The sequence below is a fragment of the Mesorhizobium sp. LSJC269B00 genome, assembly GCF_000502815.1.
GTDB lineage: Bacteria > Pseudomonadota > Alphaproteobacteria > Rhizobiales > Rhizobiaceae > Mesorhizobium.
In genome coordinates, this window is record NZ_AYVN01000012.1 from 82,860 (window position 1) to 107,487 (window position 24,628).

At 62.2% G+C, this 24,628-nt stretch carries 26 protein-coding genes and 1 pseudogene; 16 read left to right on the forward strand and 11 right to left on the reverse strand.

Annotated features, from left to right (window positions below):
* Window positions 1-50: 50 nt before the first annotated feature.
* The 4 genes from X771_RS141770 (at window position 51) to X771_RS0134750 (ending at window position 4,398) form a co-directional block, all read left to right on the forward strand.
* The gene (locus X771_RS141770) at window positions 51-950 is read left to right on the forward strand and encodes a hypothetical protein (RefSeq protein ID WP_023689607.1); all 900 of its coding nucleotides are present in this window, start codon (window positions 51-53) and stop codon (window positions 948-950) included.
* Window positions 951-1,269: 319 nt separating this feature from the next.
* Entirely contained in the window at window positions 1,270-2,235 is a 966-nt protein-coding gene (locus tag X771_RS141765) for a right-handed parallel beta-helix repeat-containing protein (RefSeq protein WP_031203014.1), read from the forward strand.
* Between the two features lie 434 nt (window positions 2,236-2,669).
* Entirely contained in the window at window positions 2,670-3,635 is a 966-nt protein-coding gene (locus tag X771_RS141760; RefSeq protein ID WP_031203016.1) for a right-handed parallel beta-helix repeat-containing protein, read from the forward strand.
* A 160-nt stretch (window positions 3,636-3,795) separates the two neighbouring features.
* Complete coding sequence (locus X771_RS0134750; RefSeq protein WP_031203018.1) at window positions 3,796-4,398, forward strand: hypothetical protein; 603 nt, start codon at window positions 3,796-3,798, stop codon at window positions 4,396-4,398.
* Here X771_RS0134750 and X771_RS1000000169375 read toward each other — a convergent pair.
* The 3 genes from X771_RS1000000169375 to queF all read right to left on the reverse strand — a co-directional run bounded on the left by X771_RS1000000169375 (window position 4,376) and on the right by queF (window position 5,767).
* Window positions 4,376-4,831, reverse strand: coding sequence for a hypothetical protein (locus tag X771_RS1000000169375; protein ID WP_023689611.1), 456 nt, complete (start codon window positions 4,829-4,831; stop codon window positions 4,376-4,378). The two genes, X771_RS0134750 and X771_RS1000000169375, sit on opposite strands and share 23 nt — an antisense overlap.
* Window positions 4,832-4,870: 39 nt before the next feature.
* Window positions 4,871-5,158, reverse strand: a complete 288-nt coding sequence (locus X771_RS141750; protein WP_031203020.1) for a hypothetical protein — start codon at window positions 5,156-5,158, stop codon at window positions 4,871-4,873.
* Window positions 5,159-5,305: 147 nt separating this feature from the next.
* Window positions 5,306-5,767: a preQ(1) synthase gene (queF, locus tag X771_RS141745; RefSeq protein ID WP_023689614.1), complete on the reverse strand. Its 462-nt coding sequence runs from the start codon at window positions 5,765-5,767 to the stop codon at window positions 5,306-5,308.
* 140 nt (window positions 5,768-5,907) lie between these two features.
* On the opposite strand from queF, the gene X771_RS141740 reads away from it, so the two are divergent.
* The gene (locus X771_RS141740; protein WP_031203022.1) at window positions 5,908-7,953 is read left to right on the forward strand and encodes an NADH:flavin oxidoreductase; all 2,046 of its coding nucleotides are present in this window, start codon (window positions 5,908-5,910) and stop codon (window positions 7,951-7,953) included.
* Window positions 7,954-8,172: 219 nt separating this feature from the next.
* On the opposite strand, the gene X771_RS141735 is transcribed toward X771_RS141740, so the two are convergent.
* Complete coding sequence (locus X771_RS141735; RefSeq protein ID WP_023689616.1) at window positions 8,173-8,580, reverse strand: hypothetical protein; 408 nt, start codon at window positions 8,578-8,580, stop codon at window positions 8,173-8,175.
* 160 nt (window positions 8,581-8,740) lie between these two features.
* Here X771_RS141735 and X771_RS141730 point away from each other — a divergent pair, with 160 nt between their 5' ends.
* Window positions 8,741-9,175, forward strand: a complete 435-nt coding sequence (locus X771_RS141730; protein WP_023682928.1) for a MarR family winged helix-turn-helix transcriptional regulator — start codon at window positions 8,741-8,743, stop codon at window positions 9,173-9,175.
* A gap of 21 nt (window positions 9,176-9,196) precedes the next feature.
* Here X771_RS141730 and X771_RS141725 read toward each other — a convergent pair whose 3' ends face one another.
* Window positions 9,197-11,263 (reverse strand): EAL domain-containing protein, encoded by a 2,067-nt coding sequence (locus tag X771_RS141725; protein WP_023689617.1) that lies wholly within the window; start codon window positions 11,261-11,263, stop codon window positions 9,197-9,199.
* 309 nt (window positions 11,264-11,572) lie between these two features.
* Here X771_RS141725 and X771_RS141720 point away from each other — a divergent pair, with 309 nt between their 5' ends.
* From X771_RS141720 to X771_RS1000000165980, 3 genes are all read left to right on the forward strand, one after another.
* Window positions 11,573-12,760 (forward strand): glycine C-acetyltransferase, encoded by a 1,188-nt coding sequence (locus X771_RS141720; protein ID WP_023689618.1) that lies wholly within the window; start codon window positions 11,573-11,575, stop codon window positions 12,758-12,760.
* Between the two features lie 169 nt (window positions 12,761-12,929).
* On the forward strand, window positions 12,930-13,964 hold the full coding sequence (gene tdh, locus X771_RS141715) for an L-threonine 3-dehydrogenase (protein WP_023689619.1): 1,035 nt from the start codon (window positions 12,930-12,932) through the stop codon (window positions 13,962-13,964).
* Between the two features lie 18 nt (window positions 13,965-13,982).
* Window positions 13,983-14,597: a DUF4304 domain-containing protein gene (locus X771_RS1000000165980; protein ID WP_023689620.1), complete on the forward strand. Its 615-nt coding sequence runs from the start codon at window positions 13,983-13,985 to the stop codon at window positions 14,595-14,597.
* 39 nt (window positions 14,598-14,636) lie between these two features.
* Here X771_RS1000000165980 and X771_RS141710 read toward each other — a convergent pair whose 3' ends face one another.
* Window positions 14,637-15,080, reverse strand: a complete 444-nt coding sequence (locus X771_RS141710) for a MarR family transcriptional regulator (protein ID WP_031203025.1) — start codon at window positions 15,078-15,080, stop codon at window positions 14,637-14,639.
* A gap of 122 nt (window positions 15,081-15,202) precedes the next feature.
* Between X771_RS141710 and hmgA the strand changes: the two genes are divergently transcribed.
* The 5 genes from hmgA to X771_RS141685 are packed head-to-tail and all read left to right on the forward strand — an operon-like array spanning window position 15,203 to window position 19,268.
* The gene (gene hmgA, locus X771_RS141705) at window positions 15,203-16,516 is read left to right on the forward strand and encodes a homogentisate 1,2-dioxygenase (RefSeq protein WP_023689622.1); all 1,314 of its coding nucleotides are present in this window, start codon (window positions 15,203-15,205) and stop codon (window positions 16,514-16,516) included.
* Between the two features lie 10 nt (window positions 16,517-16,526).
* The gene (locus tag X771_RS141700) at window positions 16,527-17,414 is read left to right on the forward strand and encodes an MBL fold metallo-hydrolase (protein ID WP_023689623.1); all 888 of its coding nucleotides are present in this window, start codon (window positions 16,527-16,529) and stop codon (window positions 17,412-17,414) included.
* Complete coding sequence (locus X771_RS141695) at window positions 17,411-18,424, forward strand: fumarylacetoacetate hydrolase family protein (RefSeq protein ID WP_023689624.1); 1,014 nt, start codon at window positions 17,411-17,413, stop codon at window positions 18,422-18,424. Before X771_RS141700 ends, X771_RS141695 begins: the two co-directional genes overlap by 4 nt.
* 14 nt (window positions 18,425-18,438) lie before the next feature.
* On the forward strand, window positions 18,439-18,735 hold the full coding sequence (locus tag X771_RS141690; protein WP_023689625.1) for a hypothetical protein: 297 nt from the start codon (window positions 18,439-18,441) through the stop codon (window positions 18,733-18,735).
* Window positions 18,732-19,268 carry a DinB family protein gene (locus tag X771_RS141685; RefSeq protein ID WP_023689626.1) on the forward strand — a complete coding sequence of 179 codons (537 nt, stop codon included), beginning with the start codon at window positions 18,732-18,734 and terminating at the stop codon, window positions 19,266-19,268. The genes X771_RS141690 and X771_RS141685 overlap by 4 nt, the downstream gene beginning before the upstream one ends.
* A gap of 3 nt (window positions 19,269-19,271) precedes the next feature.
* Here X771_RS141685 and X771_RS1000000167245 read toward each other — a convergent pair.
* Window positions 19,272-19,430 (reverse strand): annotated as a pseudogene (locus tag X771_RS1000000167245) (type II toxin-antitoxin system prevent-host-death family antitoxin); the annotation flags it as partial.
* Window positions 19,431-19,552: 122 nt separating this feature from the next.
* Window positions 19,553-20,668, reverse strand: a complete 1,116-nt coding sequence (hppD, locus tag X771_RS141680; protein ID WP_023711616.1) for a 4-hydroxyphenylpyruvate dioxygenase — start codon at window positions 20,666-20,668, stop codon at window positions 19,553-19,555.
* A gap of 135 nt (window positions 20,669-20,803) precedes the next feature.
* On the opposite strand from hppD, the gene X771_RS141675 reads away from it, so the two are divergent.
* Window positions 20,804-21,271: an Lrp/AsnC family transcriptional regulator gene (locus X771_RS141675; RefSeq protein ID WP_023689628.1), complete on the forward strand. Its 468-nt coding sequence runs from the start codon at window positions 20,804-20,806 to the stop codon at window positions 21,269-21,271.
* Window positions 21,272-21,495: 224 nt separating this feature from the next.
* Here the strand turns inward: X771_RS141675 and X771_RS141670 are convergent, their stop codons facing one another.
* Complete coding sequence (locus X771_RS141670) at window positions 21,496-21,834, reverse strand: TIGR01244 family sulfur transferase (protein ID WP_023689629.1); 339 nt, start codon at window positions 21,832-21,834, stop codon at window positions 21,496-21,498.
* Between the two features lie 207 nt (window positions 21,835-22,041).
* On the opposite strand from X771_RS141670, the gene X771_RS141665 reads away from it, so the two are divergent.
* A complete protein-coding gene (locus X771_RS141665; RefSeq protein ID WP_023682919.1) occupies window positions 22,042-22,386 on the forward strand; it encodes a RidA family protein in 345 nt (114 codons plus the stop codon).
* Window positions 22,387-22,508: 122 nt separating this feature from the next.
* Here the strand turns inward: X771_RS141665 and hutC are convergent, their stop codons facing one another.
* Entirely contained in the window at window positions 22,509-23,249 is a 741-nt protein-coding gene (gene hutC, locus X771_RS141660; RefSeq protein WP_023689630.1) for a histidine utilization repressor, read from the reverse strand.
* Window positions 23,246-24,598 carry a formimidoylglutamate deiminase gene (locus X771_RS141655; RefSeq protein WP_023689631.1) on the reverse strand — a complete coding sequence of 451 codons (1,353 nt, stop codon included), beginning with the start codon at window positions 24,596-24,598 and terminating at the stop codon, window positions 23,246-23,248. The genes hutC and X771_RS141655 overlap by 4 nt, the downstream gene beginning before the upstream one ends.
* Window positions 24,599-24,628 lie beyond the last annotated feature (30 nt).

Sequence of the window (24,628 nt, forward strand, 5' to 3'; positions counted from 1 at the left end):
AATCGATATTTGTCCTTGACGCTAAGCATAAAAGTTCACATATTAGGCGAATGAACAAGCTGCCTCTCAAAACCCGCGTCCAAATCCTCACCATGCTTTGCGAGGGTTCTTCGATGCGCTCAATCTCCCGCGTTGCCGATGTGTCGATCAACACCGTGTCCAAGCTGTTGGTCGATGCTGGCAAGTTCTGTGCCGAACTGCACGACAGCGAAGTGCGCAACGTCGCTTCCAAGCGCGTCCAGTGCGATGAAATCTGGTCGTTTGTCGGCGCGAAGGCAAAGAACGTTTCGGCCATGAAGCAGCCGGTTGACCGCGCTGGCGACGTGTGGACTTGGACCGCCCTGGACAGCGACAGCAAGCTTATCATTTCCTGGCTGGTCGGCGGTCGCGACGGCGAATATGCGCTGGCCTTCATGGACGACGTGAAGGACCGTCTTGCCAACCGCGTCCAGCTTACGACGGACGGCCACCGCGCCTATCTCAATGCGGTCGAGGAAGCCTTTGGAGCGGATATCGATTACGCCATGCTCATCAAGCAATACGGTGAGCCGGAAGGCAAGAAGACCTCGCCAGAGCGCCGCTATAGCCCGGCTGTCTGCACTGGCGCGACCAAGACGCGGATTGCAGGCAATCCCGATCCGGTGCACGTCAGCACGTCGCATATCGAACGCGCCAATCTCACTATGCGCATGGCAAATCGCCGCTTCACGCGCCTTACCAATGCGTTCTCAAAGAAGTTCGAAAACCATGTCCACATGGTCGCCATTTACACCGTCTGGTACAACTTCATCAAAATGCACAAGACGCTGAAAATGACGCCGGCAATGGCCGCTGGCGTTTCCAGGACGCTCTGGTCGATGGACGATCTCTGCGAGAAGATGGACGCCGTTGCGCCGAAGCCCGGAAAGCGTGGCCCTTACAAAAAGTCAGCGGCCGAAATTTCAAACTGAGACACTACCCTGAATTGTCGCGGCTTGCCGAATCGTGCAACGGTCAGCATCCTGGGTCAGTGATTGTTTTCATGCTGTAACGGCGGTCTCTCAGCGCGACAGCCATAAAATTGCTAAGCAAAATATCGTAACATCCATTGTGATGGCCGCTATATTTTACGGCGATTCAGCAATATTTCTCGGTTGCAGAAAAGCCGGATTTAGAACAGTTGCATCCGCAGGGCTGGTCACATCAGTAGTTGCTTTTTTAGATGTAGCGGGGTATGTTTCCTTGCTCGGCTGCAAGTATTAACTTGCTCAAAATTTGGAGGGTGGGCATATGAAATCGATCACATACCTATTGTCATCAATTCTAGTTGCAATTGTAGTGGCTTGTCTTGCCACGCCGGCGTCCGCACAGGCGACCCGGACATGGGTTTCCGGTGTTGGCGACGACGCCAATCCGTGCAGCCGTACCGCACCTTGCAAGACCTTCGCCGGTGCGATCTCGAAAACCGCCGCCGGCGGCGAAATCAATTGCATCGATCCAGGCGGCTTCGGCGGGGTGACCATCACCAAATCCATGACGATCGCCTGCGAGGACGTTGAGGCGGGCGTGTTGAATGCGTCGGTGAATGGCATCATCGTCAACGCGTTGGCGACCGACATCATCGTTCTGCGCGGTCTCGATATCGACAGCGCGACGGCTGGGCCAGGTCTCAATGGAATCCGGTTTCTTGCCGGCGCCGCCTTGCATGTCGAGGATTGCGTCATTCGCGACAACACGGCTGCGGCGCCGAACGGCAACGGCATTTTGTTCGCACCGTCGGGCGCAGCCGAACTTTATGTCAGCAACTCGTTCATCACCGGCAACAATGACGGCATTCATATCCAGCCGACCGCCGGCGGCGTTGCCAAGGTCATCATTGAGAACTCGACCATTGAGAACAACAACCTGGCCGGTGTGAAGGCTGACGGCACAAGCAACACGGGCGGCTCCAACACGACGATCGTGAACAGCAGCGTGTCGGGCAACACCAACGCCGGCATCAGCATATTCAATCCGGCTGGTGGCCCGGTGATCAGCATGATGGTTGACGGCGTTGCCGTCGCCAATAACGGCGTGGTCGGCGGGCTGCGTGCCGATGGCGCCAACGCAACCATCCGCGTCGGCCGCTCGACGATCTCCGGCAATGGCACCGGCACGGTCATCGTCAACGGCGGCTTGATCTCGTCCTACGGCACCAACCAGCTCAACGGCAACACTGCTGACGGTCCCAATCCGCCAACCATCGCGCTGAAATAGCTGCAGGGGTTAACTGTTGATAGCAACGCTTGGCGCGGCAACACCGCGCCAAGTGCATTTTATGGCTGGACGCGCAACCAGCTTGAATGACCGGGCGGGTCCCGGAGTACTGCCACCAGTCCTCTCTGTCGTTGTCGACTGCCAGTCCTGATGACATGATCTTGAGGCAGGACCACGCGAAGTAGGGCGTGGCTGACAGCCAGATTACAAGACGACCGAAATCGATGTCTTGCCACGGGCGCCCGATTTGTCGGTCCGCTCCACCGGGCTGTCAGAGAGACCATCGCAATCTTCGCGGGGATCGCTTTTGCCGGCCGAGAAACAGAGCCGATTTCAGATTGAATTGTGGTCTAGTTGCTCTTTTGGCTGTGGTGTGTTAGATTTCTATTGCATATCTGCAATAGTTCCTAGTTTTCCATTGAGGGGGTGAGAAGATGAATAAAATTGTATACATGGTATCTTCTATTTTAGTCGCCATGGTGATGGCTTGTCTTGCCACGCCGGCGTCCGCGCAGGCGCCCCGGACGTGGGTTTCCGGCGTTGGCGACGACGTCAATCCGTGCAGCCGCACCGCACCTTGCAAGACTTTCGCCGGCGCGATCTCGAAAACGGCTGCCGGCGGCGAAATCAATTGCGTCGACCCGGGCGGCTTTGGCGCGGTGACGATCACCAAGTCGATAACGATCGCTTGCGAGGACGTCGAGGCAGGCATATCGAATGCGGGGACGCAAGTGACCATCAACGCGTTGGCGACCGACGTCGTCGTTCTGCGCGGTCTCGATATCGACACAGCGACGGCATCGCCTGGAATCAATGGCGTCCGCTTTCTCGTCGGCGCCGCCTTGCACATCGAGGATTGCGTCATTCGTGGCAACAGCTCTGCGGCGCCGAACGGCAACGGCATCCTGTTCGCACCGTCGGGCGCGTCCGAACTCTATATCACCAACAGCTTCATCACCGGCAACGGCGCGGACGGCGTTCATATCCAGCCGACCGCAGCCGGCGTTGCCAAGGTCATCATCGAGAACTCGACGATTGAGAACAACAACCTGGCCGGCGTGAAGGCTGACGGCACCAGCAACACGGGCGGCTCCAACACGACGATCGTGGATAGCAGCGTGTCGGGCAACACGAATGCCGGCATCAGCATCCTGAACCCGGTCGGCGGGCCTGCGATCAACATCATGGTTGACGGCGTTGCCGTGGCCAACAACGGAGCGGCAGGCGGCCTGCGTGCCGACGGCGCCAACGCGACCATCCGGGTCGGCAGATCGACGATCTCCGGTAATACGACGGGCACGGCCATCGTTAATGGCGGTGTCATATCGTCCTATGGCACCAATCAGCTCAACGGCAACACGGCTGACGGTCCGAACCCGCCAATCATTGCGCAGAAATAGGTTTGCGGATTGCAGCGCTTCGCGCGGGAACCACCGGGGCGAAGCAAGCAATCGAGGGCTTGTTAGCTTCCTCAAAGTCTGCATCTTTGCCGCCAGGCGCCGATGACATGGCTGAACGTTTCGGCCGGTATGTGACTGATCGGGCCTGGAGTGATGCGTGATGGCCCATAGCCGTCTTCCGACTTTGTTGACTGTATGCCTGCTGGCAGGATTGAACACGGCTGCCGCTCAAGGGCTGCTCGGTCCGCCACCTGCAAATGCCCCGGCCGAGACAGTGCCGGGCGGCGCAGCACCGCCCGCAAATCCACCCGGGACAGCGGTGGAACCGGCGACACCGCCGGTTGGGTGGCCGCCGGCCGAGCCGGCCGCGCCCGTCCTGGCGGGCTCGCCGACGGCTGTGGTCAGGCGGTTCTACGAACATCTCGGACTGGAGCTCGATCCGACCCAGCGCAAGAACTTCGTCGACCCGGCCAAGACCGTACTCGACAAGAGCGACGCGTTGCGCAAATCCGGGCAGGGCGAATGCCTCGACCCCAACATGGCGCTCGACAATGCCGATTACGACAAGCTTGCGATCGACAAGAGCCTGAAGAGCATCGAGGCCGTCAATGGTGATCAGGCCAAGGTGGTGGTCGCCTTCGTCGTCGTAGGCAACCAGCACCGGCTGGAGTGGAAGCTGAAGAAGGTCGACGGCGACTGGAAGATATCCGATCTGCTTTCGGTGACCGGTGAATGGGCGCTCAGCCAGTATCAGTGCGAATAAGCCGCCGATTGTTTCCGGGTGGTCGGCAATGAAGCTTCGCGTTTTGCTCGCGATTGCGTTGGTCGGGTTGGGCGCTGCCGGCTGCGGCCTCGACTGGCACATCGGCACGATGCTGATCGCCCGCGCGCCTTGGCAAGCTTTGGCGGCTCCCGGCGATTTGCCCGTCGGGCGCGTCGTGCTCGACCAGCCCGGCGCTCCTGATCTGGTCGGCTGGGCGGCTGATCGAAAGGGCAGCTGCGGCGCGGTCGTACTGCTGCATGGGCGCGGCGCCAACAGGCTGGCCCTGGTTCAAAGAGCGAAACTTTTGTTCGACGCCGGCTATTCCGTCGTCCTGTTCGACCTGTCCGGGCACGGCGAGAGCGGCGGTGCCATTCAAGGTTTCGGCTACACGGAAGCGCAGGACGCCGCCCGCATCATTGCCTATGCCAGGCAACGTTTTCCTGGCCAGAAGCTTGGCGCTGTCGGCTCGTCGCTAGGCGCCGCTGCTTTCGTCTTTGCGGCACAGCAAGCGCCCGCCGATGCCTATGTTCTGGAGCAGCTTTACGCGAGTTTGCGCGAGACCACGGTATGGCGCATGCCTTTCAACTTCTGGCGCGGTTTTCAGGCCGATGTGCTTTTGGCGCAGATGCCGCTTCGTCTGGGGTTGAGCGCCGACAATGTCAGGCCGGTCGATCGCCTCGGCCAGATCGGTGAACCGCTGATGCTGCTTGCGGGAAGCACCGATCCCTTCATCGATCGCAGCCAGGTGCAGGCGCTGCACACAGCGCTGCTGCCGGCTCACAACTGGTCTGGTTCGAAGGAGCGGGCCATGTGGACCTGCTGCGGTATGACCAGCCGCGCTATCGCGATGCCGTCCTTCCCTTTCTGGCGACAAAGCTCTGCCGAGCCGCCTATGGCTGACGTCAGTTCAGCCACGGCCGCGATAGGGGGCAACGCCGGTGTCGGGCAACCAGGCGCCTTCGGGCGGAGCGCCGGTCTGCCAGAAGACATCGATCGGAATGCCGCCGCGCGGATACCAATAGCCGCCTATGCGCAACCACAGCGGCTTCGTTGCCGCCACAATGCGGCGGCCGATCATCACCGTGCAGTCTTCATGGAAAGCGCCATGGTTGCGAAACGAGGTCATGAACAGTTTGAGCGACTTCGATTCCACGAGCGTGGCATCGGGTGCGTAGTCGACGACGATATGAGCGAAATCCGGCTGTCCGGTTACCGGGCAGAGCGAGGTGAATTCCGGGCAGGTGAAGCGCACGATCGCCGGCGGTCCGTCGCCGCGCTGGAACGGCACGGTCTCCAGGAACGCGGTATCCGGGCTCTGTGGCGTCTCGACGTGGGCGCCGAGCTGGGTGAGGGTTTTGGTATCGATCATCGCGGTTTTCCTGGGGATTTTCCGCGCTCATTAGCATCGGATCGAAAAGTGTGCAGCGATTTTCGGATAAATTCGATGCTTAAGACAAGAACTGGAGCAGCGCGCGCTGCTCCGACACAAACTGGAATGGCAGGAAGATGATGACCAGCAACGACCCGCTTCTCCAGCCTTACCAGCTCAAACACCTGACGCTGAAGAACAGGGTGATGTCGACCAGCCACGAGCCGGCCTATTCCGAGGACGGCATGCCGAAACAGCGCTACCGGCTCTACCACGCCGAAAAGGCCAAGGGCGGCATGGCGCTGACCATGACGGCGGGCTCGGCGATCGTCTCGCGCGACAGCCCGGCCGCCTTTGGCAATCTGCATGTCTATGACGACCGCATCGTGCCGTGGCTGGCCGAACTGGCGGACGCCTGCCACGAGCATGACTGCAAGGTGATGATCCAGATCACCCATCTTGGTCGCCGCACCGGCTGGAACAAGGCCGACTGGCTGCCGGTGCTGTCGGCTTCGCCGGTGCGTGAGCCGGCGCACCGCGCGTTCCCCAAAACCATCGAGGACTGGGACATCGAGCGCATCGTCGCCGACTATGCGTCGGCTGCGCAGCGCTGCCAGGCCGCCGGCCTCGACGGCATCGAGTTCGAATCCTACGGCCATCTGATGGACGGTTTCTGGTCGCCGGCCACAAACCATCGCGACGACGAGTTCGGCGGTTCGCTCGACAACCGGCTGCGCTTCACCGACATGGTGCTGGATGCCGTGCGGGCGGCGGTCGGCGAAAAATTCGTCGTTGGCATCCGCATGGTCGCCGATGAGGATTTTGACAAAGGCCTGTCAAAGGCGGAGGGCGTCGAGATCGCGAGACGGCTCGCCAATTCCGGCAAGGTCGATTTCCTGAACATCATCCGCGGCTCGATCGAAAGCGACGCGGCGCTCACCAAGGTTATCCCGGTCGCCGGCATGCGATCTTCCCCGCATCTCGATTTCGCCGGCGAGGTGAGGGCGGCAACGAAATTTCCGACCTTCCATGCGGCGCGGATTTCCGATGTCGCCACGGCGCGCCACGCCATCGCGACCGGCAAGCTCGATATGGTCGGCATGACCCGCGCCCATATCGCCGACCCGCACATCATCAAGAAGGTCATGGAAGGCCGCGAGCACGAGATCCGGCCTTGCGTCGGCGCCACCTATTGCCTCGATCGTATCTATGAAGGCGGCGAGGCGCTGTGCGTCCACAATGCCGCGACCGGCCGCGAGGCCGAGATTCCGCATATCATCCTGAAGACCGAAGGGCCCAGGCGGAACGTCGTTGTCGTTGGCGCTGGCGCTGGCGGGCTCGAGGCAGCTCGCGTGATGGCCGAACGCGGCCATCATGTCACGGTGCTTGAAGCCTCCGGTCAGGCCGGCGGCCAGGTTCGGCTGGCGACGCAGAACCCGCGCCGCAAGGAGTTGATCGGCATCATCGACTGGCGGCTGGCCGAACTCGACCGGCTCGGCGTCGGGATCCGCTACGACACCTGGGCCGAGCAGGACCATGTGCTGGCGCTGTCGCCCGACGTGGTGGTGATCGCCACCGGCGGCCTGCCACAGAACCCGCCGCTGACATCAGGCGACAATCTCGTCACGTCGAGTTGGGACATCATGGCCGGCAGCATCAAGCCGGCGGAGAACGTGCTGCTCTTCGACGACAATGGTGGCCACCAGGGCATGGGCGCGGCGGAGCTGATCGCCAATGCAGGGTCAAAACTGGAGCTGGTTTCGCCGGAGCGCTTCTTCGCCCCCGAAATGGGCGGCATGAACCACGTGCCCTATATGCGCGCCTTCCAGGAGAAGGGCGTCACCATCACCATCAACACCAGGCTGCGCTCGGTACGGCGCGAGGGCAACCAACTGGTCGCCGAACTCGCCTCCGACTTTGCCGATGGCTGGCGTGGCGAAAGGCGGGTCGACCAGGTGGTGGTCGAGCACGGCACGGCGCCGCTCGACGATCTCTATCTCCAGCTGAAACCGCTGTCGAAGAATGGTGGCGCGGTCGATTACGAGCGGCTGGTCGGCGGCGGCGATATTTTTCCTTCACGCAACCCCGAAGGCGGCTTCGTGCTGTTGCGCATCGGCGATGCGGTCGCCTCGCGCAACATCCACGCCGCCATCTATGATGGCATCAGGTTCGGCTTGCGGGTTTGAGCCTACAAGCCGGCCTACGGCTTGTTCCAAAGCTCGATCTCACCCTTCCGGCGGGCGCATCTCGATCGATCAAAGTGATGGGTGGCGCGCAGCCAAACCTCTGTGCGGAGAGCCACCTTGCACATCCGTCCGAACTGCGCGCCGCGTACGCCACCAGCCGAGAGCCAGGCGACGCACGATGCGGAATGGTCTTCAACGGGAGGCGACGTGCGGCAGGGCTCAAATCATCCTGGCGGTCGCCATGCAAAGCACGGTGAGTACCAGAAGCCAGGCGGCGATGCGCTCGCCGCGGGCCATTTTGGTGCGCAGCGCCGCTTCCGTTGCGGCGTCCGCGCCGGCAAGCTGCCGGCTGGTCTTGCGGACGACGACGCTGAGAACGCCGGCAGCGGCGAAGGCGGCCAGGCTGCCCAGCGCCAGCACCATTTCCATCGAGCCGAAATAGGCGCCGTGGAAGAAATACCAGAGCAGGGCGCCGGTCACGAACACCATGCCGGCCGAGCCCATTTGCGGTCCGATAAAGCGCTCCGCCCTGATCTCGGGGTCGCGGGCAAGCGTGATGGTGGTGCCGGCCCAGAACACGCCGGACATGACGTGAAGGCCGATAATGACGATGTAGACATATTGCATGACCGCTTCCTCCTTGCCGCCGCCCGTCCTCGGATCCCTGTCGAACGCGGATAATACGAACTCGGCAGATCGACACGCATGATAGTTAGATATCAAATGGTTCGATGTCAATGTATAATGCCGCGTTCCATCGCTCGGCGCCTTGTTCTACTGTCGGCGCATGACTCCCTTTGACCGTCCGCCAATCGGCATGAATCTCGCGCGCACCTCCAAGCTGGTGGCGCAGGCCTTTGACGCCGCTTTGGTCGAGGCCGGCGGCACGCTGCCGGTGTGGCTGACCTTGCTTTCGGTCAAGTCGAGCGAGCTTGCCAACCAGCGCGAACTTGCCGGCATGATCGGCATCCAGGGCGCCACGCTCACCCACCATCTCAACGCCATGGAGGCGCAAGGCTTGCTGACGCGCCGCCGCGATCCGGACAACCGCCGGGTTCATCTGGTCGAGCTGACGCAGGCGGGCGAAACGATGTTCCTGAAGCTGCGGGCGGCGGCTCTCATCTTCGACAAGCGGCTGCGCGCGGGATTGCCGGACGACAGGCTGGCGGAGTTCGCCGAGGTGCTGGCGGCATTGCGGGCGAATGTCGCGCCGGCCAAATGACCGGCACCGGTGGGCAATAGTCTAGGCTAAATTGCCCTGAAGCACCTTCAGCTTGGCTTTCTTCGGGCTGCGCGCCAGCAGCCATTCGCGCGCTTTGTCCTGCGGCATCGGGAAGGCGATGGAATAGCCCTGCACCTGGTCGCAGCCGATTGCCATCAGCGAATCGAGCTCGGCTTCGGTTTCCGCGCCCTCGGCGACGATCGAAATGCCGAGACCGCCCGCCAGCTCGGTGATGGCGCGCACGATCTTGGTGTTGTCGCCATTCTCGTTGATGTTCTGGACGAAGCGGCGGTCGATCTTCAGCCGGTCGATCTCGTTGGGATTGACGTGGCTGAGCGAGGCATAGCCGGTGCCGAAATCGTCGAGCTCAAGATGGACGCCAGCAGCGCGGATGTGGCGCAGCTTCGCCGCGATGCCCGTCTTCTCGTCGTCGAGAATGACGGATTCGACGATTTCAAGCGACAGTTTCTGCGGCGCTAGGCCGGCCTTTTCCAGCGTCGCGAACAGGAAGCGGTCGAAGTCGGGTTCGCGCAGCTCGGTGCCGGACACGTTGACGGCGAGCCGGCCGAAGGCAATGCCGGCGCGATCCCATTCGGCTGCTTGCTCGATCGCCTTCGTAAAGACTATGCGGCCGATCTCGGGCATGAAGCCGCATTTTTCGGCGACCGGAATGAACTCGCCCGGCGCAATCATGCCGCGCTCGGCATGCTTCCAGCGCACCAGCGCCTCGATGCCGCTGATGGCGCCGTTGCTCAGCGACACCTGCGGCTGGAAATAGACCTGGAAGGCGTTCTCCGAAATGGCGACCTTGATGTCATGCTCGAGCTGCTTGCGGTAATCGAGTTCGCGCCTGAGTTCCTCGGAGAAGAACGAGAAGCTGCCGCCGCCGAGCTTCTTGGCGGAATAGAGCGCGAGGTCGGCGTGGACGAGCAGATCCTCGGCATTGTCGGCGTCGATGGGATAGACGGCAATGCCGGCGCTGGCCCCCGGAAGGATGGTCGTGCCCTGGAAGGTAATCGGCTCGTTGATCTCCTCCAGGATGCGACGGGCCAGCATGTTGATGTCCTCGGGGCCGCCGGCGCCATTGAGGATCATCACGAATTCGTCGCCGCCAAGGCGCGCGCACAGATCCGACGCACGGCAGGAATCGCGCATGCGCTGCGCGGTGACGACCAGCACATAGTCGCCGGCGGCGTGGCCGAGTGTGTCGTTGATCTGCTTGAACCGGTCGAGGTCGAGCTGGATGACCGCCAGCCTCTCGCGCCGGCGATGCGCGCCCTTGATCAGCGTTTCGAAGTGGTCGGTCAGGAAGGTGCGGTTGTGCAGGCCGGTCAGCCCGTCATGTACGGCGATGAAGGCCATCGAGTTGCGGGCATCGACAAGCTCGTGCGTCTTGCGCAGGATCGCCTTCGACATCGGCCGGAAGATGAAAAGCGCCACCAGGACGATGACGCCGATGGTGGCGTAGAACAAGGTGCGATGGAGATCGAGGAGCTTTTCCGACCGCTCGTCTGCGAATGCGGCGATGCGTTGGCCGAGCGCGGCATAACCCGACAGCGTCGCATTGGCGACGGAAGCATCGAGATTGACGCGCTCGCCGCCGCCCTTGTAGGCGGCATTGCCGGAGAGCTGGGATTCGAAGGACGAGATCAGCCTTTCGCCATTGGCGACCAGCCCGACCGAGAAATAGTCGAGGTGGAACGGCTTGCCGTAAAGGACGCTCTCGATCGACTTTGGATCGGACAATGCCGGCGACAGTGGGTCGGCTCCCGTCTGTTTGAGCAGCAGGTCGTAGTTCGTCTCGAACTCGGCGGTCGCCTGTTTCAGCGCGGCAACCAGGGCCGGCTGCTTGTCACGCGCGGCGGAGCCGGTTGCGCTGGTCAAAAAGACGATGCGCTGCGACAGCGCCTTCTGGGTGCTGACGATGTCGAGCAGAGTGTGGTTGTGCTGTTGCGCCGCCATCATCTGCTGCAGCAGGATGAAGGAAGCCATCACCATGGCCGCGATGATCAGCAGCGCCAGCCAATAGCCGCTCTTGATCAGCAGGATGAGTTTGCCCGAGACGGTTTGCGCCGGCTGCTGCGACATATTCTAGGTGACCCCTCGGTCGAACTGATTCTGCCACCGATTCGTGGCGAGAAGACCATTGGCTTGAAAGGGTTAACAGGTCTGGAAGCCGGCGGAACTGTTGCTTCGGCAGTAAACGAAAGCTGGCGAGATGGTTATCATGTTCTTTCGCGGCATGGCCGTATTCGCGTGCCTGCTACTCCAGCATGCGGGCCATGCGATCGGGTCGCGCCAGGGTTGAGCCCGCCGTGCCACCGAAACGGTCGCTTTTGCGATGGATTTTTAGTGCGCGTAGCGCGACAGTCGCGCCAATCTCAACAGGACCTGATCATGAGCGCGGCATTCCTCTCCCATATCGACAACGAACTGCAAGGGCTGAAATCCGCCGGGCTCTACAAATCCGAGCGGGTGATCACCTCGACCCAGTCGGCTGAGATCGAGGTCGGCGGCGACAAGGTGCTGAATTTCTGCGCCAACAACTATCTCGGCCTCGCCGACAACTCAGAATTGCGCGATGCAGCCAAAGGCGCGCTGGACCGCTACGGCTACGGCATGGCCTCGGTGCGCTTCATCTGCGGCACGCAGGAAGAGCACAAGCAGCTTGAATCAACGATTTCATCATTCCTCGGCATGGACGACACCATCCTCTACGGCTCCTGCTTCGACGCCAATGGCGGCCTGTTCGAGACACTGCTCGGCGAGGAGGATGCGATCATTTCCGATGCGCTGAACCATGCCTCGATCATCGACGGTGTGCGGCTGTCGAAGGCCAAGCGTTTCCGCTACGCCAACAACGACATGGCCGATCTCGAAGCCCGGCTGAAGGAGGCGAAAGACTGCCGCTTCCGCCTGATCGCCACCGACGGTGTGTTCTCCATGGATGGCATCATCGCCAATCTTAAAGGCGTCTGCGACCTCGCGGAAAAGTACGGCGCCATGGTGATGGTCGACGACAGCCATGCCGTCGGCTTCGTCGGCAAGAACGGCCGCGGCTCGGCCGAGCATTGCGGCGTCGAGGGCAGGGTGGATATCATCACCGGCACGCTCGGCAAGGCGCTCGGCGGCGCCTCCGGCGGCTACACCTCCGGCAAAAGCCAGGTCGTCGACTGGCTGCGCCAGCGTTCGCGGCCTTATCTCTTCTCCAACACGCTGATGCCGGCGATTGCCGGCGCTTCCATCAAGGTGTTCGAGCTGATCCGCAATGGCGACGCCCTGCGCGAACGCCTCTATGCCAATGCGGCGCGCTTTCGCTCCGAAATGGGCAAGCTCGGCTTCACGCTGGCCGGCGCCGATCATCCGATCATTCCGGTGATGCTGGGCGATGCCAGCCTGGCGCAGGAAATGGCGGCGCGCATGCTGAAGCGCGGCATCTATGTCATCGGCTTTTCCTTCCCGGTGGTGCCGAAAGGCCAGGCGCGCATCCGCACGCAGATGTCGGCGGCGCATTCCAGCGCCGACATCGACCGCGCCGTGGCAGCGTTCGCGGCGGTCGGCAAGGAACTGGGCGTGATTGGCTGAGAGTTTTACCCTCCCCCTTTGTGGGGAGGGTCGACTTTCGACCGCTTGCGAAGCAAGCGGGCGGGAGGCGGGGTGGGGGTCTGCAGGGTCACGACCTCCGCCAGTTTTTGACCCCCACCCGGCCCTTCGGGCCACCCTCCCCACAAGGGGGAGGGTAAGGAGTTGTAGCATGTCGAACATGATGAAGGCGCTGGTGAAGGCCAAGGCCGAACCGGGCATCTGGATGGAAGAGGTACCGGTGCCGGAGATCGGCCCCAACGACGTGCTGATCAAGGTCAAGAAGACGGCGATCTGCGGCACCGACGTCCACATCTACAATTGGGACCAGTGGGCGCAAAAGACCGTGCCGGTGCCGATGGTGACCGGCCATGAATTCGTCGGCACGGTGGCCGATTTCGGCGCTGCGGTCACCGAATACAAGGTCGGCCAGCGTGTCTCCGGCGAAGGTCACATCGTCTGCGGCCATTGCCGCAATTGCCGCGCCGGCAGGGGGCATCTCTGCCGTAACACGCTCGGCGTCGGCGTCAACCGCCCCGGCGCCTTCGGCGAATATCTGGCGATCCCGCAGCACAATGTCGTGCCGATCCCCGACGATGTGCCCGACGAGATCGCCGCGATCTTCGATCCCCTGGGCAATGCCGTCCACACCGCTCTGTCCTTCGACCTGGTCGGTGAAGACGTTCTGGTCACCGGCGCCGGGCCGATCGGCATCATGGGCGCGCTCGTTGCCCAATGTGTGGGGGCGCGAAAAGTCGTCATCACCGACATCAACCCGGTGCGGCTGGCGCTGGCCAAAAAGCTCGGCGTCCAGCATGTCGTCGATGCCTCGAAGGAAAAACTGCGCGACGTTATGCCGGCGCTGGGCATGACCGAGGGTTTTGACGTCGGCCTCGAAATGTCGGGCGCCGCGCCCGCCTTTCGCGACATGATCGACACCATGAACAATGGCGGCAAGATCGCCATTCTGGGCATCGCGCCGACCGGCTTCGAGATCGACTGGAACAAGGTCATCTTCAAGATGCTGCATCTCAAGGGCATCTACGGCCGCGAGATGTTCGAGACCTGGTACAAGATGATTGCGCTGGTGCAGGGGCCGCTGGATGTATCGGGTTTGATCACGCACCGCATCGGGATTGATGATTTTCAGGTGGGGTTTGATGCGATGAGGAGCGGCAGTTCGGGTAAGGTGGTGATGGATTGGTGAGGCACGTGTGGGTGCAAGATGGCGGAAAATGAGCACGGTCGTATCATTGCCTCGCAGGCAAAGATCGTACTGAAGCCCGCTGGATTTCGACGCAAGGGCCAATCCCGAATCTGGATCGCCGATCGCGGCTTCTGGCTAAGTGTAGTCGAGTTCCAGCCCAGCTCATGGTCCAAAGGCACTTACCTTAATGTAGCAGTCCACTGGCTCTGGGGTTCGCTTCCGGAAACGATTACCTTCGATCGTTTTGAGCGCATTGGACAGTTCGTTCCGTTCGAGAGCCCGGCACAATTTCTTCCCGCGGTTGATCAAATGGCCAAGAAGGTCGTCGAAATCGATCAGGTTCACCGATCCATGTTCCCTTCCGTCCAGGCGACAGCGAAAATCCTCGTGAATGAATTGCAGCCGGGCGCCTACGGCGAATGGGCGGCCTTCCACGCCGGGGTGGCGGCCGGTTTGGCTGGTGATTTTGAAACGGCAAGGCGACTGTTTGAAAGCGCGCAAAGACACGCGGCTTCGCAGGCGCAGGCGCTCCTAGCCTACATCGATGATCCGGCAGCATTTCGAAGCCATGTTAGAGGCTTCATTGAAGCCGAACGCGCCTATTACGGTCTAGGACGTTACCTGCCGCAATAGCGATCTGATTTCTACGACGGTCGGCCTGTGGGGAGGATTTCAACCCACTGTGAGTTTTGCCTCCAGCGCCGCCACGCCCGTAACAATCGCCGCCCGCTCCTCCGCATTCAGCCTCGCCAGCAACTCCCGTTCAAACGCCCTCGCCAGCGGCACCATCTCTTGATAGGCGGTCAGCCCGGCCTTGGTCAGCGTCAGATGCTCCACGCGGCGATCGTTCTCGTCCGGCGTGCGCGTCAGCCAGCGCCGCCGCTCAAGCTCCGCCACCGCCCGCGAAACCTTGGTCTTGTGCATGGCCGACTGCTCGCCGAGCGCCGTCGCGGTCATCGTGCCGCGCTGTCCGAGCCCAGAGAGTGTGCGCCATTCCGGCCGCGTCAGACCGTGACGGTCGCGGTAGATTTTTGAAAATTCTCGGCTGACGGCATCGGCCAGCCGGTACAGCCGGTAAGGCAGGAAGCTTTCGAGTTCCAGAGTCTCCGGTTCCATCTGCACCATGGATGCGGCATTCGCCCGTTGATAGTTACATTTTCGATCGTTACAAATGAAACCAGTTTGGTCAACATCGCCGGCAAGCAGCGCTTCGCGGGGCCGGGGTCAGGGAGGATCGGATGACCTTTTCCTACATGCCGGGCTTCGGCAACGACTTCGAAACCGAGACGCTACCCGGCTCGCTGCCGCAGGGGCGGAACTCGCCGCAACGGCCGGCTTACGGGCTCTATGCCGAACAGCTATCGGGCTCGCCCTTCACCGCGCCGCGCGGCACCAATGAGCGTTCCTGGCTCTACCGCATCCGGCCGAGCGTAAAACACACCGGCCGCTTCAAGGCAGCGAGCTATCCCTTGTGGAAGACAGCACCCAATGTCGGCGACCACGAACTGGCGCTCGGGCAGTATCGCTGGAACCCGGTGCCGATGCCGAAGGAGCCGACCGATTTCATTCAAGGGATGCGCACCATCACCACCGCCGGCGACGTGCTGGGCCAAAGCGGCATGGCGGCGCATGTCTATGTCGCCAACCGCTCGATGGTCGACGACCATTTCTTCAACGCCGACGGCGAGTTGCTGATTGTCCCCCAGGTCGGTGCCTTGCGCTTTGTCACCGAGATGGGCGTCATCGAGCTTCGGCCCGGCGAGATCGCCGTGCTGCCGCGCGGTCTGGTGTTCAAGGTCGAGCTCGCCGACAAGGAAGTGCGCGGCTATGTCTGCGAGAATTACGGCGCCAAGCTGACGCTGCCCGACCGCGGCCCGATTGGCGCCAACTGCCTGGCCAACCCACGCGACTTCAAGACGCCCAGCGCCTGGTTCGAGGAGAAGGAGACGCCGTGCCGGCTGACGGTGAAATGGTGCGGCAATTTCAACGTCACCGAGATCGGCCATTCGCCGCTCGACGTCGTCGCCTGGCACGGCAACTATGCGCCCTACAAATATGATCTGGCGACGTTTTCGCCGGTCGGCGCCATCCTGTTCGACCATCCCGATCCGTCGATCTTCACCGTGCTGACGGCGCCGAGCGGCGAGGAGGGCACCGCCAACATCGACTTCGTCATCTTCCCGCCGCGCTGGCTGGTGGCGGAGGATACGTTCCGCCCGCCCTGGTACCACCGAAACATCATGAGCGAGTTCATGGGCCTGATCCACGGCCAGTACGACGCCAAGGAAGAAGGTTTTGTCCCGGGCGGCATCAGCCTGCACAATCTGATGCTGGCCCACGGCCCAGACGCGCCTGGCTTCGAAAAGGCCTCGCGCTCGGAGCTGAAACCGGTCAAGCTCGACAACACCATGGCCTTCATGTTCGAGACCCGATTCCCGCAAATGCTCACCCGCTACGGCGCCGAGCTTGAAACGAGGCAGGACAATTACATCGATTGCTGGACCGATCTGAAGAAGCGTTTCAACGGCACGCCGGAGGGCGACTGGTCTTGAGATCAGCCCAATGAACGACCGGCTGGTGCTTCTCGGCTCCAAGGGCGGCCCTGCGCTGCGGCCGGGCGGGCCGTGGCCGAGTTCGTCGCTGCTGGAACTGGGCGGGCGAACCATCGTCGTCGATTGCGGGTTGGGCGTCACGCGCGGCCTGGTCGATGTCGGCATCAGCCTCAAGGCGCTCGACCTGGTCTTCGTCACCCATCTGCACTCCGATCATGTGCTGGAACTGGGGCCGCTGCTTCACACCGCCTGGACCGCCGGTCTGGCCAATCCGGTGACGTTGTTCGGACCACCCGGCACCGGCCAATACTGGCGCCGCTTCTGCCAGGCGATGGAGTTCGACATTGAAATTCGCATCGTCGATGAGGGCAGGCCGGACATTCGCGAAATGGCTTCGATCGTGGAATTCGGCGAGGGCGAGATTTTTGCGCAGCGCGGCCTGAAGGTCTCGGCACTGCGCGTCGACCATCCGCCGGTGACCGACTGTTTCGCGCTGCGCTTCGAGCATGGTGCGAACAGCGTCGTGTTCTCGGCCGACACAGCCTTCTTTCCGCCGCTCGCAGGCTTTGCCCGAAATGCCGACATTCTCGTCCATGAGGCCATGCTGGAAGAAGGCATCGAGCGGCTGGTCGCCAGGACCGGCAATGGCGCGCGGCTGAAAGAGCATCTGCTTGCCAGCCACTCATTTGCCGAGCAGGCAGGCCGCATCGCCAGCGATGCCGGGGTGAAGAGGCTGGTGCTCAACCACCTCATTCCGGCCGATGATCCCGAGATCGGCGAGGCCGACTGGGAGGCTGCTGTCAGGAAATCGTGGGTGGGTGACTTGACGATTGCCCGCGACGGCCTTGTTGTGAACTTAGACGGCGCCAAAGCCGCATCAGGAGAGGAAACCGCATGAAGCTTGCCACATTGAGGGACGGGACGCGCGATGGAAAACTCGTCGTCGTCTCGCGCGACCTGACGCGCTTCACCGACGCCTCGTTCCTGGCGCGAACGCTGCAGGCGGCACTCGACGACTGGCAGCGGATTTCGCCGCATCTGGCGACGATCGCGGAATCGCTGGAAAACAATGCGGTGCCGTCGGCGCGCTTCCACGAGCATGACGCGCATTCGCCGCTGCCGCGCGCCTATCAATGGGCAGACGGGTCGGCCTATGTGAACCATGTCGAACTGGTGCGAAAGGCGCGCGGCGCCGATATGCCGGCAAGTTTCTGGACCGATCCGCTGATCTATCAGGGCGGCTCGGATTCTTTCATTGCCCCGCGCGAGCCGATCCGCATGGCGGACGAGGCCTACGGCATCGACATGGAAGCGGAAGTCGCCGTCATCGTCGAGGACGTGCCGATGGGCGCCAGCCTCGACCAGGCGCGCGCCGCGATCCGGCTGGTCATGCTGGTCAATGACGTGACGCTGCGCGCGCTGACCGGCCCCGAACTCGCCAAAGGGTTTGGCTTCTTCCAGTCGAAGCCGTCCTCGGCCTTTTCGCCGGTGGCGGTGACGCCGGACGAACTCGGCGATGCCTGGGATGGCGGCAAGGTCAGCCTGCCGCTGCTGGCCGACGTCAACGGCAAGCCGTTCGGCCGCGCCAACACCGGCGTCGACATGACCTTCGACTTCCCGGCGCTGATTGCCCATGCCGCAAAGACACGGCCGCTGGTTGCCGGCACCATCATCGGCTCCGGCACCGTCTCCAACAAGCTGGATGGCGGGTCGGGCAAACCGGTGGCGGCCGGCGGCGCCGGCTATTCCTGCATCGCTGAACTGCGCATGATCGAGACCATTGAGTCTGGCGAGCCCAAGACGCCGTTCCTGCGCTTTGGCGATACGGTGCGTATCGAGATGAAGAATAAAAGCGGAAACTCGATCTTCGGCGCCATCGAGCAGAAGGTCGAGAAGTCCCAGGCATAAGAGGGGGCAATGCAATGACGGGCGAGGCGTTCTACCTGCTGGCCGGCGTCTGGGCGTTGGCCATTCTGATGGTCTTCATCCAGGCGATCCGGCTGAGCTACCGCATCGAGGCGCGCTCGCCCGATCTGACCAACCGCAGCGGCTACCCGCGCAAGGCGATGATGTTCCACACCATCACCAACACCAATGTGGCGCGGGACGAGGAGACGCAGGCGACGCGGCGGCGCATGAACCGGCTGCTGCTGATCGTTGTCGCCGGCTTCGCGGTGATGGCGGCTGGCATTGGCCTGATCAGACGAATGAACGCGTGACCCTGCTCGAGCATTTCAGCCGCATGGCCGGCAACAATCTCTGGTCGAACGACCGGCTCTATCGCGCCGTGCTGCAGCTAAAGCCCGGCGAATTCGAAGCCGAACGCACAAGCTTCTTCCCGTCGATCAAGGCGACGCTCAACCACATCCTTGCGGTCGATCATCTCTATCTCGATTTTCTGGAGGAGGGCGGCGTCGGCGCGGCCGCTTATGACGACTACGTGCCGTTCGATGAGCCGCAGGCACTGTTTGCTGCCCAGACCGCGGCCGACAGGCGGCTGATCGCCTTTTGCGACGGCCTGTCGGAGGCGGATCTCGACCGTCAGGTCATCACGGACCGGCGCGAGGACGGCATGATCCCCGAAAAGATCGGCGACATTCTCGCCCATGTCTTCCTGCACGACATCCACCATCGCGGCCAGGTTCACGCGATGCTCTCGGGCAGCTCGGTCGCGCCGCCGCAGCTGGACGAGTTTTTGCTCGATTATGATTTGAAGGTGAGGAAGGAGGAGGTCGAGCGGCTGGGCCTCTGACCTTTATCTGGTGTACTCGTTCCATTCAGGGCCGAGTTTGTCGAAATCGTCAGAAATCCAAATCTTGCCCTTCAGGGCACCTATGCGCGACAACAAGTCTTCTCGAACTGGTGCCACGAGCCGCGCCGCGATCTTGCCGTGACGAGTGATGACTATCTCCTCGCCGGCCTCCGCGCGGCCGACGAGTTCCGATAGTTGGCCTTTGCTTCGGTTATGGAGACGTTCACGGCTTGACCCTTTTGATCGAAACTTAGATCAAGGCCGATCGAGCCGAAAACGGGGGTTCACGCCGCCTTGCCATCGACCTTGATTACGCCGCGCTTGATCTGGTCCTGCTCGATCGACTCGAACAGCGCGCGGAAATTGCCTTCGCCAAAACCTTCGTCGCCCTTCCTCTGGATGAATTCGAAGAAGATCGGGCCGATCACGGTTTTGGAGAATATCTGCAGCAGGATCTTGGTCATGCCGCCGTCGACCACGCCTTCGCCGTCGATCAGGATGCCGTGCTTCTTCATCCGCTCGATCGGCTCGTCATGCCCGTTCACCCTGTTGTACGACATGTCGTAGTAGGTCTCCGGCGGACCGGGCATGAACTTCAGCCCGTTGTCGGCAAGCTTGTCGGTGGCGGCGTAGATGTCGTCGGTGCCGACGGCGATATGCTGGATGCCTTCGCCATTGTACTTCTTCAGGTATTCGGCGATCTGGCTGGTGTCGTCCTTGGATTCATTTAGCGGAATGCGGATCTTGCCGCAGGGCGAGGTGATGGCGCGGCTGACCAGGCCGGTGATCTTGCCGTCGATGTCGAAGAAATGGATCTGCTTGAAGCCGAACAGCTCGCGATAAAAGTCCCACCATTTGTCCATCTGGCCGCGATAGACATTGTGGGTGAGGTGGTCGAGGAAATAGAAGCCGACGCCTTGCGGCCGCGGGTCGCGTTCGCCCAGCCACTCGAACTCGGCATCATAGGCCGAGCCCTTCTTGCCATAGGCTTCGATGAAATAGAGCAGCGAGCCGCCAATGCCGACAATGGCCGGCACGTCGAGCGCCTTGTCGTTGCCGTCGTAGGGCGTGGCGCCTTTCGATACCGCATGCTCGAATGCGTGCTTGGCATCGACAACACGCCAGGCCATCGAGGCGGCGCAAGGGCCGTGTTTGTCGACGAACTTCATCGCATGCGAGCCCGGTTCGGCATTGACGACATAGTTGATATCGCCCTGGCGCCAGACGGTGATGTCCTTCGTGCGGTGCTTGGCCATCGCGACATAGCCCATGCGGGTGAACAGTTCTGCTAGCTTCTGCGGCTCCGCATGCGCGAACTCGACGAACTCGAAACCGTCGGTGCCGGCGGGGTTTTCCTTGCTGATCTTTGCGGGCGGGGCGTCGTGCGGGAAGGGACCCATGGCATTGCTCCAAAACTGGCGGTGGCCGCAGCGGACCATGTGCAATCATAACGCGGAGCGGCTGCACGGTGCTTGCATTCAAACGCTTGAAATGATCAGATCGTGCGTGAATTGTGCACAAACGGACCAAAGATCATGAATGAGACGCGCATCGATCAGTTCGACCGCAAGATAATGGCACTTCTGCAGGGCGATGCGCGGCTGACCAACAACGACCTGTCGGAGCGGGTGAACCTCTCCGCCTCCCAATGCTCGCGACGCCGCCAGCGGTTGGAAGAGGACGGCTATATCAAGGGCTACCGGGCGGTGCTCGACCGCGACAAGCTCGGCTTCTCGCTGGTCAATGTCATCTCGGTGACATTGGCCACCCACAACCGCGACAATGCGCGGCGCTTCGGCGAATTGCTGGCGCGGCTGCCGGAAGTGCAGGAGGCGCACGCGCTGACCGGTGAGATGGACTACATCTTGAAAGTGGTGACCCCCGATCTGAAATCGCTGTCGGAATTCGTCAACGGCGTGCTGTTGCCGCACGACTCCGTGCAGCATGTAAAGACCGCGATCGTGCTGGAGACGCTGAAGGAGACCGGGGCGCTGCCGATCTAGTTTGAGAGAGTTTCAGTTGATACGTCGGCGGGACAGCACCCCCCTCTGGCCTGCCGGCCATCTCTCCCGCAAGGAGGGAGATCAGCAGCTTTGTCGATAGCGCTCATCCTGCAACGTCGGCGATTGGCGAAAAGCGAAGGCGACATCCGATCTCCCCCCTTGCGGGGGAGATGATGTCCGGCAGGACAGAGGGGGGTGTGAGGGATCGCCAGCGCCTCAGATGCTCACCCCTTGGACTGCTGAATCAGCCCGTAGAGATTGGTGCAGCGCGCGCCGGAGCGGCAATAGGCAAACACCGGGCCTTCGAGCGCGTCGAGCGCTTTGGCCTGATCTTCGACATTCTCGGCTGTGATCTGGCCGCTGATTACCGGGATGTAGCGGAAGGCCAGCCCCGCGGCTTCGACCGCCGCCTTGACGCTGTCGGCCGAAGGCTGGTCGGGCTGCTCGTCATCCGGCCGGTTGCAGATCACGCTCTTGAAACCGGCTTCCTTGATGGCGGCGGCATCTTCGGGCTGGATCTGGCCCGAGACCGAATAGTCCTCGCTGATTTCTCGATATTCCATGGCTCTCATCCTCTCAACCTGGTTTCGCGCGAAGTCTTGCCACTCTCACACGAGGTCGGCAATCCGCGCCGGAAAGAAATACCTCGGCGCAGATAGACATTTGCGGTCTAAGATCCAACCCAGGCTCAAGAGGTTTCGCGATGTTGGCCTTGCCCGAAGCCGGCAGCGACTCTAAACAGGCGCACCGACAAACGAAGGAACCATCCCATGAGCATTCGTCGCATCGATGTTGGCCCGCGCATGAGCCAGATCGTCATCCACGGCAACACCGTCTATCTCGCCGGCCAGGTCGGAACGCCCGGCGCCAGCGTTGGCGAACAGACGAGGTCGATCCTCGCATCTATCGACGAACTGCTGGCCAAGGCCGGCACCGACAAGACCAAGATCCTGCAGGCGATCATCTGGCTGGCCGATATGGGCACCTTCGCCGAGATGAACAAGGAATGGGACAAGTGGGTCCCGCAAGGCAACACGCCCGCCCGCGCCACGGGTGAGGCCAAGCTTGCAGGGCCGGAATATGTGGTCGAGATTATTGTTACGGCGGCGATTTAAAGTGCAGCCTTCTACCTCCCCCTTGTGGGGAGGTCGGACCGAAGGTCCGGGCGGGGGGCTGGCGCCGACCCCCACCCCGCTGCTTCGCAGCGACCCTCCCCACAAGGGGGAGGGTAAAGGAGCTACCCCTGCGAAGGCCTGAACCGCGCCACCAGCGTGTGGCTCTCCGCGGCATAAGTGAACCTCACCTGCGTCACCGGGTGCTCCGCGCTCCAGGTCCGGCGTTCGACCACCAGGCACGGTGCGCCGGTTGCGACGTCGAGGGCTTCGGCAATATGCCTGTCGGCCGCCACCGCGCGGATGCGGTGCTCGGCCTCACTCCATGGCACGCGGCCGATCAGCCAAGGACCGGGGGCAATGTCGAGAAACTCCTCCTCGGCGGCTTCCGCGACGGCGGCCAGATTGATCAGCCGCTGTTCGTGCGCGAACGGCCGCTTGCCGGCGAAATGCCGGCATTCCAGCGCCAGCACCTGTCCAGCCGCTCCCAATTCCAGCAAGGCGCGATCCTCGGCGCTGCTGCGCCTTTTCTGCCGCGCCATGCGCTCAAAGCGATAGGCCAGCCCAAGCGCCTCGACCTCGATCCTGATGTCGTGGATTTCCAGCACCGCGGCCTGCGATTGCGGCTGGCGCACGAAACTGCCCGAACGGCGGCGGCGCTCGATCAGCCCGGCCTTGGCCAGTTGCGACAGCGCCTTGTTCACCGTCATGCGCGAGCAATGATACTGCGCCGTCAGCTCGTGCTCGAACGGGATGCGGTGGCCCGGCGCCCAGGCGCCGGACATTATTTTCTCGCTGATGTCGGACAGGATGCGCTGGTGCAGCGAGCCGCCGCCTTCCGACGCCGCTGTCTCAATCATGCTCATGCCGAAAGCGCCGTCATCACCTGGCGAAAGCGCTCTGCAATCGGCTCGCGCCTGGAATGCCGGCCGCCGCTGACCTGCTTTTTCCCATGCACCCAGACGCAATCGACCTTGCCGCAATTGGCAAAGATCCAGGCGTCGAGGATCGCATCGCCACTTTTTCCGGCCAGCGAAGGATGGTTTTCGTCGAGGGAGACGAAATCAGCCGCGGCGCCGGCGGCGATCCGCGACGGGCCGGCGCCGAGTGCGGTGCTGCCGCCATCGAGGGCGGCGTCGAACAGAGCCCGCCCGGTCGAGCCGCCGGCCACCGCCAGCACATTGCGGGCGCGGTGTGCGAGGCGCTGCGAATATTCGAGCTGGCGCAATTCATCCGGCAGGCCGATCAGCACGTTGGAATCCGAGCCGACGCCGAAGCGGCCGCCATGTTCGATGAACAGAGGTGCTGAAAAGGTGCCGTCGCCGAGATTGGCCTCCGTGATCGGGCAAAGCCCGGCAATGGCGCCGCTTCTGGCCATGCCGGTTGTCTCAGCCTCGGTCATGTGGGTGGCGTGGATCAGGCACCAACGCTTGTCGATCCCGGCATTGGCGAGCAGCCATTCGACCGGTCGCGCACCCGACCACGCCAGGCAATCCTCGACCTCCTTCACCTGCTCGGCGACGTGGATGTGGATCGGTCCGTCCGGCGCAATGGCGGCAACAGCGCTGAGTTCCTCCGGCGTCGCGGCGCGCAGGCTGTGCGGGGCGACGCCGACGACAGCCTGATTCAACGCACGAACCGATTCGCGGCTTTTCTCAAGCAAGCGTTCGAACCGATTCACATCGTTGATGAATCGCCGCTGGCCTTCGTTGGGCGCAGCGCCGCCGAAGGAGGAATGGGCATAAAAAACCGGCAGCAGCGTCAGGCCGATCCCGGTTTCGCCGGCGGCCGCGGCAATACGTTCGGCCATCTCGGCAAGGTTGGCATAGGGTTTTCCGTCGCGATCGTGGTGGAGATAATGAAATTCGCCGACGCGCGAGAATCCGGCCTCCAGCATTTCGACGTAAAGCTGTGCGGCGACCGCCTCGACCTGGTCCGGCGTCATTGACAGCGCGAAGCGGTACATCACCTCGCGCCAGCTCCAGAAGCTGTCGGCGGAGGGACCGCGCAGTTCGGCAAGCCCGGCCATGCCGCGCTGGAAGGCGTGGCTGTGCAGGTTCGGCATGCCGGGCACCAGAATGGCGTGGCGTTCGTCGTCGGCTTGCTGCGAAGAGCCCGGCTCGACTGCCGTGATGCGACTATTGGTCAACGAAATCCGCACCTTGTCATGCCAGCCATCGGCCAGCAGCGCCTGTTCCGCAAAGATCGCCGTCACGTTTTTCTCCGCGTTCCATGAACAATGCAC

Bases quoted from the DNA above. Each gene is read 5' to 3' on its own strand.
- X771_RS141665 (WP_023682919.1), top strand. From the start codon at position 22,042: ATGAGCATTCGTCGCATCGATGTTGGCCCGCGCATGAGCCAGATCGTC.
- X771_RS141765 (WP_031203014.1), top strand. From the start codon at position 1,270: ATGAAATCGATCACATACCTATTGTCATCAATTCTAGTTGCAATTGTA.
- tdh (WP_023689619.1), top strand. From the start codon at position 12,930: ATGTCGAACATGATGAAGGCGCTGGTGAAGGCCAAGGCCGAACCGGGC.
- X771_RS0134750 (WP_031203018.1), top strand. From the start codon at position 3,796: ATGGCCCATAGCCGTCTTCCGACTTTGTTGACTGTATGCCTGCTGGCA.
- X771_RS141695 (WP_023689624.1), top strand. From the start codon at position 17,411: ATGAAGCTTGCCACATTGAGGGACGGGACGCGCGATGGAAAACTCGTC.
- X771_RS141730 (WP_023682928.1), top strand. From the start codon at position 8,741: ATGACTCCCTTTGACCGTCCGCCAATCGGCATGAATCTCGCGCGCACC.
- queF (WP_023689614.1), bottom strand. From the start codon at position 5,767: ATGATCGATACCAAAACCCTCACCCAGCTCGGCGCCCACGTCGAGACG.
- X771_RS141700 (WP_023689623.1), top strand. From the start codon at position 16,527: ATGAACGACCGGCTGGTGCTTCTCGGCTCCAAGGGCGGCCCTGCGCTG.
- X771_RS1000000165980 (WP_023689620.1), top strand. From the start codon at position 13,983: ATGGCGGAAAATGAGCACGGTCGTATCATTGCCTCGCAGGCAAAGATC.
- X771_RS141720 (WP_023689618.1), top strand. From the start codon at position 11,573: ATGAGCGCGGCATTCCTCTCCCATATCGACAACGAACTGCAAGGGCTG.
- X771_RS141675 (WP_023689628.1), top strand. From the start codon at position 20,804: ATGAATGAGACGCGCATCGATCAGTTCGACCGCAAGATAATGGCACTT.
- hppD (WP_023711616.1), bottom strand. From the start codon at position 20,668: ATGGGTCCCTTCCCGCACGACGCCCCGCCCGCAAAGATCAGCAAGGAA.
- X771_RS141725 (WP_023689617.1), bottom strand. From the start codon at position 11,263: ATGTCGCAGCAGCCGGCGCAAACCGTCTCGGGCAAACTCATCCTGCTG.
- X771_RS141740 (WP_031203022.1), top strand. From the start codon at position 5,908: ATGACCAGCAACGACCCGCTTCTCCAGCCTTACCAGCTCAAACACCTG.
- X771_RS141760 (WP_031203016.1), top strand. From the start codon at position 2,670: ATGAATAAAATTGTATACATGGTATCTTCTATTTTAGTCGCCATGGTG.
- X771_RS141670 (WP_023689629.1), bottom strand. From the start codon at position 21,834: ATGGAATATCGAGAAATCAGCGAGGACTATTCGGTCTCGGGCCAGATC.
- X771_RS141735 (WP_023689616.1), bottom strand. From the start codon at position 8,580: ATGCAATATGTCTACATCGTCATTATCGGCCTTCACGTCATGTCCGGC.
- hmgA (WP_023689622.1), top strand. From the start codon at position 15,203: ATGACCTTTTCCTACATGCCGGGCTTCGGCAACGACTTCGAAACCGAG.
- hutC (WP_023689630.1), bottom strand. From the start codon at position 23,249: ATGAGCATGATTGAGACAGCGGCGTCGGAAGGCGGCGGCTCGCTGCAC.
- X771_RS141710 (WP_031203025.1), bottom strand. From the start codon at position 15,080: ATGGAACCGGAGACTCTGGAACTCGAAAGCTTCCTGCCTTACCGGCTG.
- X771_RS141770 (WP_023689607.1), top strand. From the start codon at position 51: ATGAACAAGCTGCCTCTCAAAACCCGCGTCCAAATCCTCACCATGCTT.
- X771_RS141690 (WP_023689625.1), top strand. From the start codon at position 18,439: ATGACGGGCGAGGCGTTCTACCTGCTGGCCGGCGTCTGGGCGTTGGCC.